Annotated in this window: 12 protein-coding genes; 4 read left to right on the top strand and 8 right to left on the bottom strand. The window is 49.5% G+C overall.

All coding sequences use genetic code 11. From position 1 onward, the window contains the following. Positions 1–11: 11 nt before the first annotated feature. Positions 12–1,022: a glycosyltransferase gene (locus tag QPL94_RS11870; RefSeq protein ID WP_285357921.1), complete on the bottom strand. Its 1,011-nt coding sequence runs from the start codon at positions 1,020–1,022 to the stop codon at positions 12–14. 293 nt (positions 1,023–1,315) lie between these two features. Between QPL94_RS11870 and QPL94_RS11865 the strand changes: the two genes are divergently transcribed. Then, the gene (locus QPL94_RS11865) at positions 1,316–2,539 is read left to right on the top strand and encodes a glycosyltransferase family 4 protein (RefSeq protein WP_285357550.1); all 1,224 of its coding nucleotides are present in this window, start codon (positions 1,316–1,318) and stop codon (positions 2,537–2,539) included. Here the strand turns inward: QPL94_RS11865 and wecB are convergent. The 3 genes from wecB to QPL94_RS11850 form a co-directional block, all read right to left on the bottom strand. Then, a complete protein-coding gene (wecB, locus tag QPL94_RS11860) occupies positions 2,536–3,639 on the bottom strand; it encodes a non-hydrolyzing UDP-N-acetylglucosamine 2-epimerase (RefSeq protein WP_285357549.1) in 1,104 nt (367 codons plus the stop codon). The genes QPL94_RS11865 and wecB overlap by 4 nt on opposite strands. Before the next feature lie 87 nt (positions 3,640–3,726). Next, on the bottom strand, positions 3,727–4,914 hold the full coding sequence (locus QPL94_RS11855; RefSeq protein WP_285357548.1) for a glycosyltransferase family 4 protein: 1,188 nt from the start codon (positions 4,912–4,914) through the stop codon (positions 3,727–3,729). 20 nt (positions 4,915–4,934) lie between these two features. Then, positions 4,935–5,780, bottom strand: a complete 846-nt coding sequence (locus tag QPL94_RS11850; RefSeq protein ID WP_285357547.1) for a sulfotransferase — start codon at positions 5,778–5,780, stop codon at positions 4,935–4,937. A gap of 229 nt (positions 5,781–6,009) precedes the next feature. Between QPL94_RS11850 and QPL94_RS11845 the strand changes: the two genes are divergently transcribed. Beyond that, entirely contained in the window at positions 6,010–6,882 is an 873-nt protein-coding gene (locus tag QPL94_RS11845) for a hypothetical protein (RefSeq protein ID WP_285357545.1), read from the top strand. A gap of 94 nt (positions 6,883–6,976) precedes the next feature. Here QPL94_RS11845 and QPL94_RS11840 read toward each other — a convergent pair whose 3' ends face one another. Genes QPL94_RS11840 through QPL94_RS21395 form a run of 3 tightly spaced genes read right to left on the bottom strand, consistent with a single transcriptional unit; the run spans position 6,977 to position 9,560 of the window. Next, positions 6,977–7,924, bottom strand: coding sequence for a glycosyltransferase family 2 protein (locus QPL94_RS11840; RefSeq protein WP_285357920.1), 948 nt, complete (start codon positions 7,922–7,924; stop codon positions 6,977–6,979). A gap of 24 nt (positions 7,925–7,948) precedes the next feature. Next, on the bottom strand, positions 7,949–9,208 hold the full coding sequence (locus tag QPL94_RS11835) for an O-antigen ligase family protein (protein ID WP_285357544.1): 1,260 nt from the start codon (positions 9,206–9,208) through the stop codon (positions 7,949–7,951). Then, on the bottom strand, positions 9,201–9,560 hold the full coding sequence (locus QPL94_RS21395) for an arsenate reductase/protein-tyrosine-phosphatase family protein (protein WP_502881545.1): 360 nt from the start codon (positions 9,558–9,560) through the stop codon (positions 9,201–9,203). Before QPL94_RS21395 ends, QPL94_RS11835 begins: the two co-directional genes overlap by 8 nt. Positions 9,561–9,943: 383 nt before the next feature. On the opposite strand from QPL94_RS21395, the gene QPL94_RS11830 reads away from it, so the two are divergent. Both QPL94_RS11830 and QPL94_RS11825 read left to right on the top strand, forming a co-directional pair. Beyond that, positions 9,944–11,119, top strand: coding sequence for a carboxylate--amine ligase (locus tag QPL94_RS11830; RefSeq protein ID WP_285357543.1), 1,176 nt, complete (start codon positions 9,944–9,946; stop codon positions 11,117–11,119). An 8-nt stretch (positions 11,120–11,127) separates the two neighbouring features. Further along, complete coding sequence (locus tag QPL94_RS11825; RefSeq protein WP_285357542.1) at positions 11,128–12,297, top strand: carboxylate--amine ligase; 1,170 nt, start codon at positions 11,128–11,130, stop codon at positions 12,295–12,297. Here QPL94_RS11825 and QPL94_RS11820 read toward each other — a convergent pair. After that, positions 12,294–13,043 carry a polysaccharide deacetylase family protein gene (locus QPL94_RS11820; protein WP_502881525.1) on the bottom strand — a complete coding sequence of 250 codons (750 nt, stop codon included), beginning with the start codon at positions 13,041–13,043 and terminating at the stop codon, positions 12,294–12,296. The genes QPL94_RS11825 and QPL94_RS11820 overlap by 4 nt on opposite strands. Positions 13,044–13,181: the final 138 nt, after the last annotated feature.

Below are 13,181 nucleotides of genomic sequence, written 5' to 3'. Positions count from 1 at the left end.
ATTACTATCAGTCAGTGTGTTGCAAAGCGGATAATTTCTGAGAGTCGGGCAATACTCTTCTCAGACGTCCAGTTATCAACGACTGACTTGCGGGCTTTTTCCCCCATATGTATGGCAAACTCACTGTTTTCACAAAGAGACCGCATCGCCTGGGCCATCCCTTCCACATCGTACTCATCGACCAGGATTCCAGTCTCATTCTCAGATATGATGTCGCAAATGCCTCCATGTCGCGTACTAACGACAGGCAGTCCCAGCCCCATTGCTTCGAGCACCCCGACGGGCGTACCTTCCATATCTCCATTGGGTGCCTGCACAGAGTGCTGCAGAAAGTAGTCAGATCTTTCCAGTACTGCCATGACAAAATCGTGGGATTGTGCGCCATGGAGTGTCACCCTATCCTCTATGCCTAAAGCACGAACCATTTGCTGTGTCGCGGCAGTTAATGGGCCATCTCCAACGATTTCCAGCGTGGCGTCAGGGACGCTGGTACAAATCTGCGAAAAGGCCATCAAGGAAACAAACGGGGCTTTTTTCTCCACCAAGCGCCCGATCATTGCAAAACGATGGCCACACTCCCGGTCAGTCGGCCTTTTACGTTGACTGACTTCTGCCCCACAAGCATTGAAGCAGACCTTTTCCGCAGGTGCGCCAAGACGGATTAATTGTTCACACATGTGCCGGGAGACACCGATAATCGCGGAGGAGATATCAAATAACCGACGGTACTGGGTGCCCAACTCTTCGATAATGTGAGTCATATATGCGTCGTAACCATGAAAATGAACGACCAGTGGCACACCTGCCTGCCTGCACGCCTCCATGACTGAAACAGCTGTCGGACCATACTCAGCCAGCACGACGTCTATACGATCTCGCTCCAGCATTTTTACAAATGCGCGGGTGTCCTGGGCAGCCACCGTGACTCCCATGACATGTCTGATCAGCCAACGAAAACCCAGAGGAACGAGGGCTCTGGAAGCCAGGTACCTACCTGGTCCGGAAGAGCCTTCACGGACCATCCGATAACCCGGATTGCCGATCAGGGAAAAACACTGGTAGGGGAGATTGTTGATGTGGGCGTGAAGAAACGTCTCGGATGGTGACAGCTGGCTCCCATCCTTGTTAATAACTACGGCTAACCTCGGCGACATCCTGTGCGACCTCTTTAAAGATTCCTTCTGCGAACTGCTGAAACCGATGATTACAGAGCCGCTAAGGATTCTAACAGATTATATTGAAAAGGATTGTGCCAGTATCCTGTTTTCAACGTTGTATTTAAGCGTTAAATCGTTATGCTTTTCGGGATACTGCTATGCTGCAGCATACGCAACCGGGACACTGCAGACCTATCCCCTCATCAAAATGGACACCACTTGAGCTTATGGCACAAAGCTGCGAAGGAAATATTCTCTTAGTATCAAACTACCCCTCGGACGTCGGATACGCTTGGTGGTTGATGGAACATTTCTGGACCCTTATCGCGGATGCGTTTGCAGCATCAGGTTCAAAAGCTTTTCTTGCGTACCCAACTATCACTTCTCTTCCAGGGACGATCAGCGCCAGCAACATCACCCCTATTGAGCTTGAGTTTCCAGCTTCGTCTTCCTGGCCAATGAAAAATATCAGAAATTTTATACAAGACAACAATATCCGCTATATCTATTTCACGGATCGCGCCTGGTACAATCCCCGATATGCAGCATTGCGCCAGGCAGGGGTTAGAAAAATTGTCGTACACGACCATACCCCTGGCGACCGACCTCCGATTGGTGGACTTAAAGGCCTGTTCAAATCTATTAGAAACAGACTGCCCTTTGTTTGCGCCGACAGCCAGTTGTGCGTGTCGGATCTGATGCGCACCCGAAGCATCGAAAACGGTAGATTGCCAGCCCATCGGTGCCACGTGGTTCAGAACGGTATTCCGCCAGTCGAACAAACCCAAAGGTCCCGGGAATCGCTCCTGAAAAACCTGAATATTGCTACGGACAGTCAGATTTGCATAACAACCGGTCGGGCGCACCCCTATAAACGCTTTGATTTTATCATCGACACCGCAGCGGCTCTCCAGCAGCTCAATCCAGACAACAACCTTGTGTTCCTGTTGATCGGTGATGGGCCGGCATATCCCAGGCTAAAGCAGAAAATTATCGACCTGGGGCTGGGCAACCGGGTATTAATGCCGGGGTTTAGGACAGACGCGCGGGAATTGCTCAGCGTAGCCGACATCGCTATGCATGCTGCTCTGGGAGAAGGCTTCTCACTCTCGATCGTAGAGTACATGAGCGCCGGCCTACCTGTCCTCGTGCCAGACATCCCTTCCGTCAAACAAGCTATTGACCATAGAAAAAACGGCTTCGTTTATGAAAAAGATAACTGCAGTAACGCTGCAGCTTTCCTGAATCGGCTGATATCGGACGAGCAAGAAAGGCGGCTAATGGGTTGTAAAGCTCGAGAGAAGGCGAACTCCCATTACAGCCTTGATAACTGCACGCAGGAATTCAAGGTTGTTTGCCGTAACGTTTTTGACATTATCTAGCCCGAATTTGGTAGTAACAGCTTCTCCAATTCCTGAACAATGCGCGCTCCGGTTTTTCCGTCCCAGAGAGGTGGTATACCTCCTTTCTTCCATTCGCCGGCAAATAATCGGGATAAAGCGGGGCCTATCGCCTCCGGATTAGTACCAATCAGTTCGTTGGTTCCAAGATCCACTGTTTCGGGGCGCTCTGTCGTATCTCGCAGGGTCAGACAAGGCACCCCCATTACCGTGGTCTCCTCGGTTATGCCTCCAGAATCGGTAATGACTGCCCTGGCATTCCTGACCAAATAATTAAACTGCAGGTAGGGCTGAGGCTCAGCCAAAATAAAGTTGTCCGGGAGGTCAATTATTTCCCTGAGCGTCTTGGCAGTACGGGGGTGAACAGGGAATACAACAGGTAAACCACGAGTGTGCTGACCGATTGAACGTAACATTTCCGCAAACTTTCCGGATGAATCAACATTCGCCGGGCGGTGCATCGTAATAACAAAGTATTCGCCCCTTTTGAGGTTGTGGTCATCCCAGACCTGTGGCGGGCTCAGCCTTGACAGATTCGTAAGGAGCGTGTCAATCATAGTGTTACCTACCCAAAATATTCGCTCCTCACTTACGCCCGCTTTGCGCAGATTACTACCCGCCCATTCACTTGTTGTGAAGAACCAGTTGGTAATGCTATCTGTCACCATACGGTTTATTTCCTCGGGCATTGACCAGTCACCGGACCGGATGCCAGCTTCCACATGTGCGACTGGCACACCAAGCTTCTGTGCAGTAATCGCACACGCCATGGTCGAAGTCACATCCCCGACGACCATGCACAGTGCGCTGGGAGACTCCATCAACAACGCCTCATAACGCGTCATGATTCCGCCGGTCTGTTCCGCCTGCGTGCCTCCCCCGACTTCGAGATTAATATCTGGATGAGGTAGGCCCAGCTGCTCAAAGAAAGCTCCGGACATGCTTACATCATAATGCTGCCCGGTGTGCACCAGACGGTAGGAAAGACTACTACCGCCCTCCTGGCGCGCCTGTATCGCGCGGATGATTGGCGCAATTTTCATAAAGTTAGGGCGTGCACCGGCAATGATATCAATCAACATAAAACTAACTCCTTGGTTAAAGCCAAGTATCCGTCAGAACAGCGGGCGAAACCACGAAGGTCATGGTTTCGCCCGATCGAGGCAGTATCAAACACCGGACTCATAAATCGATCGTAACCTTTCGCCAAAACGCCGGGGGTCATGGAACGATTGTATTTTAGAGAGTGCCTGATGCCCTTTACGCTTTATTTGCTCCGGGTTTTCCAATATATCTTGAAAAATATCGGTCAGGCCTTTTCTGATTGCTTGGGACAGCGCCGCTCTCCGTTCAGGATCACGCAAATAGGCCTCTCCCCCTATCGGTTTTTTATCAACAGGAATAAGCCACCCCCGGTCATCACTGTTAATCTCCGGAAAGGCCCGAATGTCCGTTGTTATCACGGGGCGGCCACATGCCTGGAATTCCAGCACGGAATAGCCATAGGTTTCAGCGTATGATGGGAGCAGGCCAACATCACACGACCTCATCTTTCCGAGCACCTCGCTATAAGGAAGGGACTGGTAATACTCTATCCACTCTTTATTGTCTTCAAGCATTGCTCCAATGCGGACGACGTCCTCCTCATTCGTGGCAGTCGCATAGGAGTCCGGCTTAAGGCGACTAATAATGGTCAACCGCATATCGACACCACTTCTCCGACGAGCCTCCGAAAGTGCGCCAATAACCTCTGAACCGCCTTTACGGAAAAATTCGTGGCCAACCAGCATGAAAGTAATCACCCCATCACTCTCATAGGGGAACGTTAACTCAGCCCCGACATCCACCAATGGTTGCTGAGGTGGATGTAAGACGGTTGTTTTACGCTCAATATCATCTTTGAACTCAGGGAAATGACCAAGAAACCGACTCTGCAATTGTCTGGCGCTATCGGATAGCGCAATGAGGCCTATACACCGATCTGAAGCGAGCTGCTCAACTGCTTGTCTCGTTGCCGGAGACGAACGTATTGTTTCTGAATCCGACAAGTGATTCTTCAACGCGAAGCGGAAACGTGGAACCAAAGTCTCATAAGTCGTTATCCAGGGCGTTCGGGAGTAATTAACGCCGTTAAACAAATGGAGACAGTCAACCCGATTTAGACCAAAATCGCGGAACTGGAACTGAAGGTCGGACAAACGATCAGAGGAAGGGTCCACGCCGAGTAGTGGCCCAAACCTTCTTAGCAAAGAGTAGTAATCACGGCATAAGTGGTAACTCGCACCCTCGACACAACCGATGATATTCCGCACTTCAGGATACTGCCTCGCGGCATGCCCGATCTTTAGCGTTGACATGATGGCAACCTTAATAATGCTTAAACAATGGAGCTGGCCGTAGAATTCTGATATTTCTCAACGGTTAGCCGCTCCCAGACTTCACTACATCGCTTCTCAATTGCCGGCGACAGATCCGGCTTCCGGTTTTTGCCAACGGAACCCGCGTAAACCTCTTCGGTCATGGAGGGAAACCACTTCACCCCAAGAAAATCGCAGGTCTCCCGTATGGTTTCATACGGCTCCTGGACAAGGCTCTCATACCGGATCTTGGTGACACGGGGGCTCGATTGCAGATCAAGGAACAGGTAAGAACTGTTGTAAAGAAGCCAGTACAGACCAGCGGCATCTTCGACGGACAGGTCAGCATGGCAATGGCTCGCAATAAACTCCCTGAGCTCAGCGGGCGCCTGAGTTTTTCGGGCAAAGTCTGTTTCTACCCAGCTCTTGACCGCCCTAATCTGAGCCTCGCCAAAAAAACGAACCATAGAGTTAATTGAATCGTGGGGATTGCGCACAACAAAAACAACGGCAGCAGACTGGAACTCCTTCAGAAACTCTTCCGCCCGGAGCGATTCTACTATGGGTTTGAACAACACCAAAGTTGCGTTGCTTGCGTTGACAGCACCCTTCACAGCCTCCAGGCTTTTAAGCCGCCAGTTATCAAACGCTTTTGGATTGTCTTCGTTTATGAGCTCCACGTCCCAGGCCTTGCTCAGGCAATGAGAGACAATATCCGTACCAGACCGGCCGCTGCCTAAAATGAATACTGGACGAGTTTCATGGGAAGGATTAACACGCTGGTATAGCAGCTTGAGGTAATGCCGTCCTCGTCGCTTTGCTCTGTAAAGAAGAACATTCTGCTTATTTTCGACATTCAGAGTCATCAGAAATCCTTTTCGTTGAACCGCTTAAAGGATAGTACCGAAAAAGCCACATCATTCAACCAAAACCAAAGCTTTCGAGGTCGGACGCCACCCTCTAACCGGGTGGTGATCAGCGTGAACTACACCTCAGCTATTCACAAGCAGTAACCAAATGACAACCTTACAAAACGCAAAATTTTGTCAAATCGGCTATAGTCCGATTCTGAATTAGCTCGGGAGTAGGATCCACATGGCACAACTCAAACAATTTAAGTACTTCACCGCATTGGCCCTCGCCTCTCTCCTGGCTGGCGCAGCCAATGGTGAGACACTGATCGTAGACTCATTCGAGTCCGGAGACATGTCAGCCACAAATGAGGATGGTTTTGACTGGGGTCGCAATAACAGGACATCTGTTGTTACGGCTGAAGGCGTCGTCTACAGTAATGGCGATAAGGATATAGCGATTCCTAGCGGTCGTGATTGGGGGCCCAAAGATGGCAACCACAGTCTACGATTCCGGTACCCAGCTGGCGAACCTATGGCTGAACAGCGATTCAAACTGGGCAAACACTATAAAGATGTGTGGGTGACTTATTGGATTAGAGTCCCGATCAACTTCACACAAGGGTCGCAGAACAGCAAGTTCTTGTCACTTTGGCCATCGACCTATGATCGGGCAGGAACGGTTACCTGGCAGACGCGACCAAATGGCTCGGGTGGTGCAAATCTCGTATTTCAAGATGGCGGTGTAACAAGCGGAGAGGCCGACTCAACAAGCTTTATTACAGTTCCAGATGACAGAGGTCGCTGGATGCACGTCGCTGCACATATCAAAGCATCTTCGGGCCCCACTGCTAAAGACGGAACCATTCAGTTTTTCCGCCGTTGGGAGGGAGAGAGTAGCTACACCAAGATACATGAAAAACTGAATGCTGACACTTGGGACGACTCCAGTGAAATGCAAGGCATATCCCAAGGCTACATAATGGGTTGGGCAAACGACCCTTACGACCAGAATACAGAATGGTTGTTAGATGAGTTCGCCCTACACACCCAGTCGCCAATTGATAATTTAGCATTCAGCAATAAGCCAAATCCACCTGTGCTCACCCTGAAATAGCTGCGGCCGCAATTATAGAGAGAAGTGGTGTCGCGACCCAATGTGCAATGCATTGGGTCGCCCTGTTTAACTGGGCGCCACCAGCAATCAAATTTTAATAATTTTTCGCTCTATTTTTAACGGCTTTGAACAACGAAAAGAACCTAGCCATGAAATAAAAATAATTTAATATAGAATTATAAAAAATAGCGATTTTCGGTGACTTTTTAAACCTGACTGAACTAATAACAATATTAAAAAGAATAAATAATATAACTAATACCAAAAATTCTGCGTACTCGCCCCTAATTAACAAACCGAGCATGATTAAATGCGCCAATCCATAACCTATCGCTACTAGAGCAATTTTTGACTTGCAAAAAGACTGAAAGCTACGAAAGTCACCCTCTCCATGCCAATACTCTCTTTTCATGAAATTTTTTATGTTTTTTGGATAACCCAAATGTACAGATTTTAGTTTCGGGTTTAGCTCAAAATTTATTTGTGGATTATTTTTTGCCCTATTACAAAAATCCACATCCTCTCCAGTTTTAAGCCCTGGATCAAAACCACCAATTTTAAAAAAGGCCTCACGACCCACTATGAGATTTCCACCACTTATGTGATTACTCTTGAGGTTGCTAAACCAATATTTTTCAATCCAAGACGGTTCATCTCTGACACCATACTGATAGCCAGTGACAAATAATCTTTTGCCGCTTTTACATAACGTCTCTATGCTCTCACCCCATACGTTTTTTAGCACCACATCGGCGTCAATAAACGCAAAAACACGACCTTTGGCTTTCTGAGCCCCGAAGTTCCTGGCTTGTGATACACTGGTTCGCGAAATATTGAAGACCGAGGTGCCCGAAAAAGACGACGCTATTTGGGAGGTTCGATCACAGGATCCGTTATCCAATAATAAAATTTCATAAACAATATCACGCTCCGCCAACACCTCTTTAACTGAAGAAAGACACTGACCAACATAATCTTCTTCATTGAATGCAGGTATAATTACTGAAAGATCCATAAATGGCTCAACCTTTGGATAATTCATTTTCAAAATGGCAATCCTAATTTACTAACTAGGCTTCGCAAAAGAATTCTTCATAGAGACCAATAGCGCAAGATGAATCCAAAGGTAAGGGTAGTATGTAACGGTAACAAATTGACCGGCCACCAAGAATCCAACAAGCGATACGTTAGCATAAGTTGCAAATTTCGCTCGTTGGTCTTCCTCTTGACACAACCTCACCGTACGCGCGGTCTTAAACGCAACAAAAATAATCCCTAAGAATATAGTAAGACCAATAAGACCAGTATCCGTGCCTACCTGCACAAAGATATTATGAGGCAACTCTGCCCGCCCACTTAATAAGTCGTCCGGATAATATCTATTAAAATACGGAACAAAATTGAAATAGCCCACCCCGAATAACGGATTGTCTTTTATCATTTCAATGCCATTCTCTACGTATAGGATACGCTGACGGGACGTCCTATCTTCACCCATGGTTTCAAAGCGTTCTTTCTGTTCATCAGGTAAAAATGTCCAAATTAGAAACACTGACACACAGCACGATAAAAGCACTTTGGGTTTGAAAACCGTTCTGTAGTTCATCACAACGAGTTGAATGATTAATGCAAGCTGAGCCCCGCGTGAACTGGCGCCAAGAATGACCATAATGGCAGTAATGGGCATAAGCATCAGCAGCCGATACCAATTCTTGCTTACATGGGGTTTAAGCGAATGGGTAAAGGCCCATGCTATGGGCCAGAATACCAGCATCTGGATGGCTAACTCTCCGGAGTTCTGGAAAAAGCCGGGAGGGCCAGAAAGCCCCCAACTGGTAAAGGAGAATCCGCGCTGGGCCCATGTGATGGCAAGTGACAAAGAAATCTTGAACGAAGCCACCAAAAATACACACAAGAAGATAAAAAATCGCTTCCTGGTGTTTACGATATTGATAATAAGGAAATAGATTATCACCCAAAGATAGTACTTATCGAGATTGTCATAAGAGACTGAAGGAAAGTAGGCGAAAACACTGGACAACAGGATTACGACGAGAAATAGAACGAGCAATACATTTACAGATGAAGACACCCATCGTACTGATCTATCTGCAAAGCACCCCAAGATAGCGCCAATTACCGTCAATTGTGTCCAGGGAAGAAAATCTATGGCCGGATAGATAGATTGTGGGCGCACATATTCAAAAAACAGATACCCGCAGATCATCCAGAATGCAAAGCTTTCACCTTTGAAATATCGCCACGTCTTACCGATATTCAGCGAATAGAGATCCTCATCGGTAATTTCTTTGACTTTCTTACGCATAGAGCCCCCGCACAGATTCCATTACTAGAGTCTCGCATCGTGTGAAGAACGCCGGGCAACAGTTAAAGGGATCGTGAATGTACGGTATGGGTTTTCGGCAGTAACTTCCAGCCAGAACCAGTATGTGGTTCTTCCCCACCTTCTTCTCGAATTGGTCTATGTGGGACGGCTCCATTACTACAATCAGATCCGAATCTTGAAACTCAAAATCCCGGACATTGACTGTTCTGTGGTCTTCGAGGCTTAACCCTTGCTCCCGGGCAAACTCCCGCGCCCGAGGGTCTGCAGGAAATGCGTCACCGCAGTTCAGGCCACAGGAGGCCGCCTCCATCCCGAGGCTGCGGGCATACACCTCTGCCAGGGGGCTACGGCATATATTTCCGCTACAGATGAAAACCAGTCGCCGGGAGGCAACGGAAACTGCATTCCGGGAATATTTCCGATAGGCGCCTGTAAACGCTCGAGCCCGGTGATAGTAAAATCGGACAAATCCTGTTTTCGAGCCAAACTGCTCGTACACCCACTGGCTCAATGCGTAATCTCCCTATAGTTCAACCAGAACGCTGACTGACTTCCCTTTTGATCTCCATCATGCCACAAACAGGGTTGCCACTGTGACCGGTTGGAGGCGTTTCCTACTTTTCCGTAAGAAGACGGCGATAGAATTCAGGCTCATTATGCAGGATAATCGGCCATCAGTTGAACACTTGGTAAAAACACAGGACGTTGCTACCTATGGAACCCAGAATTCTGGTGCTGGACGGCAATCAGCGGGCGGCACTTGCAGCAGTGCGTTCACTGGGTGCGAAAGGGTTATGGGTAGCTGTCGGTGAGAGTGGTTCCCCGTCTATGGCCGGCCTCTCCCGGTATTGTTACCAATGTATCACCTATGCAGATCCTTTTACCGCGCCCAGGCGGTTTTTTGAAGACCTTCTGGAACAGATCCGTGAGCTGAATATTTCATTCCTGCTCCCCATCACGGAAGCCACCACTTACGTTATTCTGGCCTACCGAGACGAGCTGCCTGCGCACGTTACGCTTCCCTTCCCCGAAACGGGGTCTGTGGAGCAGCTTGCCAACAAGAACAACCTGTTCCAACTCGCACTTCAGCAGGGTGTGCCAGTGCCGGAGACGGTGTTCTGTGAAACGGCAGAAGAAGGCGTTAAGGCACTGGAGACGATCACCCACTATCCTGTTGTGCTCAAGCCTTTCAAGTCAAAGATTCTGCAGCCGACTTCCATTGTTTCAACGCAAGTTGTTATTGCGTACTCAGCCCAGGAAGCAGCAGCTGCCTTGCGGGATCACCTGTTTTTCCAGTTTCCGTTCACGATTCAATCGTTTATAGAGGGCTCTGGGCAGGGCATTTTTGCGCTTTTTGATCATGGCGAGCCTGTGTGTTTTTTCGCCCATCGCAGACTGAGGGAAAAGCCACCGGGCGGGGGCGTCAGCGTTTTATGCGAGTCGGCACCCGTAGATGATCAGCTGCGAACCTATGCAGAAAAACTGCTTCGCACTGTCACCTGGCACGGTGTAGCCATGGTGGAATTCCGGGTCTCGCCGGATGGTACAGGTTACCTGATGGAGGTGAATCCCAGGTTCTGGGGGTCGCTGCAACTGGCCATTGATTCCGGAATCGACTTCCCCTGGTGGCTGTATCTGGCCAGCACCGGGCAAACTGTGCCTCAAGTAAGCTGGCAGCACCGGAGAGTGCGATGGTTGCTTGGTGACCTGGACCGACTTTACCTTGTGCTGAAATCCGCGCCGGACACCTACACCTTCGGCCAGAAGCTTGTTGAGATTTTGCGGTTTTTCAAACCGGGATGGCGAACCCGTCACGAGGTTAATCGCTGGAAAGACCTTCGCCCTTTCTGGTTCGAGGTGAAACAATATCTACGTGCACTCAAAAGTTGACGATTTCTATGAATCAACCGTATGTCATCATTCTTGCAAACGGCCTTAATGGACTCGGTGCGGTGCGCTCAGCCGCGTATGCGGGCTTGAGAACCTATACCCTGCTGACCAGCCAGACGGATTTGAGCGCCTATAGCCGGTATAGCCAGTACCGTTTTCTGTTACCGGCAAATCCTGGCGTGGAGGATATAAGGCCGGTTCTGGACCAGTTGTACCGCAACGAAGATGGGCCGGGGGTATTACTGGCCTGCTCGGATCTTGCGGCGGAACTGCTTGGTAAACTGAAGACTGAGGGTTATTCCAATCACCACCTGATTGTTCCTTCATCGGAAACCACCGAGATCCTCAATGACAAGAAACTGGAATGCAAATCCATGGAGGAAGGCGGCATCACCCTCCCTAAAACCTATTATGAGTTGGTCAGCGATGTTCCCGAATCCTTCCCATTAATTATCAAGCCCCGAACGTTCCGTGAGTACGCGGTTTTAGGCGCCAAGAATGTCATTATCAACTCCCAGGCGGAATTCGATGAGTTTCGAGCACGTTTCCGTGGTGAGCTGGACCGATTTATTGCCCAGGAGGTGATTGAGGGTGAAGACGATAATCTGTGGGTATGCAACGTTACCTTCGACCTGAACAAGCAGCTCAGTGCGTGTTTCGTGTTCAACCGCCTGGGCACCATGCCTTCGCATTACGGGGTAACGTCACTGGCAATCAGCCGGGAAAATCAGGTATTGCGCGATGAATGCGCAAAAATTGGCGAGGCCCTCAATTATTCCGGGCCAGCAATGATCGAGTTCAAGAAGGACCAGAACTCCGGCAATTACTATTATATTGAGACCAACCCACGCCTCGGAATGTGTAACTGGTTTGACACCCGATGCGGGATCAATAACATTCTGGCCTGCACACAGGTCGCCTATGGCAATAAGGTGGCGTTCGCGCCGCAGAAAAACAATCGCGTGTACTGGAATTTCTTTGGGGATCTGGTAGCCCGGCTTGAAGACCGCGAGAACCTGTTTTCCGTGCTTTTCCGATATATCGGGCTGCTCCGCTACCGCCGGGTAGCAGCCCTGTTTTACTGGAAAGACCCGCACCCGGCGTTCAGATACTCTTGCGCCTCCATCCGGGATATTATCGCCCGGGTCGGGCGAAAATTGCGCGGGGATGCCAACTAGCGCCGCAGTTTTTCTTTCAATGCCTCGAAACGATTAACAATCTGCAGGAAGTCCGCTGTGTTCTCCGGCAGGGAGAAGCGGGGAAGCTGGTATTGGTCCTGCCCCTGCTTTACGTAGGCGGGAACCGTATTGAACGCCATGTTAAACCCGGCCTGCCTGAGTTCTTCCACATCGTCGCCATCGTAATCCGCAGGTCGTCCTGTTGGGTAGGCAAACACCTGTGGCGAATACCCTAGTTCCGCCCCAACCCGTTCAAGAGAATTACGGATTTCCTCACGCTTTTCTGTCAGGTCCAAGGTTGAGAGTATCCGGTGGGAACGAGTGTGCGGATAGACACCGTGCCCCCTCTCACGCAACAATCTTGCATCGGTCCAGGACATTGGCTGATATTCCTGGGGAATAGTAGAGGGGAAATCGACCTGCAGTTTGGCGAAAAGTTCCTCCCGAAGCCACTGGTAGACTTGTGCCTGGGGCGAAATTTTCAGGGCATCGCGAATCTCCCTCACCGTTGCACCTGCTGATTTATCCTCCAGGTTGATCGAATAGACCGCTCCGGAAGGTAGGCGGATATCTGTGTGCTCTACACCGGCGTGCTTGAGTGCATAGGTCACCTGGTCGTCCCACGGCCACAGTTGCTGGTCCAGCAGGCCCGTGATAACAAAAAAGTTCAACGGAAAACCGAACTCGTCAAACACCTTTGCGGCCACGTCATGATGATCATGAAAACCATCATCGATGGTAAACATGACAGACCTGGATGAGATCCTCTGTCCATGGCAAAGAGATTGCCAAAGTTCATCCATTGAAAGGACCTGGTATCCCCTGCCTGTAAGATATTGGAGGTAACTTCGCAAACGGTTGGCTGTCAGTCCTCCCGGAACACC

The organism is Marinobacter sp. SS13-12 (genome assembly GCF_030227115.1).
Classification (GTDB): Bacteria; Pseudomonadota; Gammaproteobacteria; order Pseudomonadales; family Oleiphilaceae; genus Marinobacter.
This window is presented reverse-complemented; position numbering and strand designations above follow the sequence as displayed.

Bases quoted from the DNA above. Each gene is read 5' to 3' on its own strand.
- QPL94_RS11835 (WP_285357544.1), bottom strand. From the start codon at position 9,208: ATGCGTAAGAAAGTCAAAGAAATTACCGATGAGGATCTCTATTCGCTG.
- QPL94_RS11825 (WP_285357542.1), top strand. From the start codon at position 11,128: ATGAATCAACCGTATGTCATCATTCTTGCAAACGGCCTTAATGGACTC.
- QPL94_RS11855 (WP_285357548.1), bottom strand. From the start codon at position 4,914: ATGTCAACGCTAAAGATCGGGCATGCCGCGAGGCAGTATCCTGAAGTG.
- QPL94_RS11820 (WP_502881525.1), bottom strand. From the start codon at position 13,043: ATGTTTACCATCGATGATGGTTTTCATGATCATCATGACGTGGCCGCA.
- QPL94_RS11830 (WP_285357543.1), top strand. From the start codon at position 9,944: ATGGAACCCAGAATTCTGGTGCTGGACGGCAATCAGCGGGCGGCACTT.
- QPL94_RS11870 (WP_285357921.1), bottom strand. From the start codon at position 1,022: ATGGTCCGTGAAGGCTCTTCCGGACCAGGTAGGTACCTGGCTTCCAGA.
- QPL94_RS11840 (WP_285357920.1), bottom strand. From the start codon at position 7,924: ATGAATTATCCAAAGGTTGAGCCATTTATGGATCTTTCAGTAATTATA.
- QPL94_RS11865 (WP_285357550.1), top strand. From the start codon at position 1,316: ATGCTGCAGCATACGCAACCGGGACACTGCAGACCTATCCCCTCATCA.
- QPL94_RS11845 (WP_285357545.1), top strand. From the start codon at position 6,010: ATGGCACAACTCAAACAATTTAAGTACTTCACCGCATTGGCCCTCGCC.
- QPL94_RS11850 (WP_285357547.1), bottom strand. From the start codon at position 5,780: ATGACTCTGAATGTCGAAAATAAGCAGAATGTTCTTCTTTACAGAGCA.
- wecB (WP_285357549.1), bottom strand. From the start codon at position 3,639: ATGTTGATTGATATCATTGCCGGTGCACGCCCTAACTTTATGAAAATT.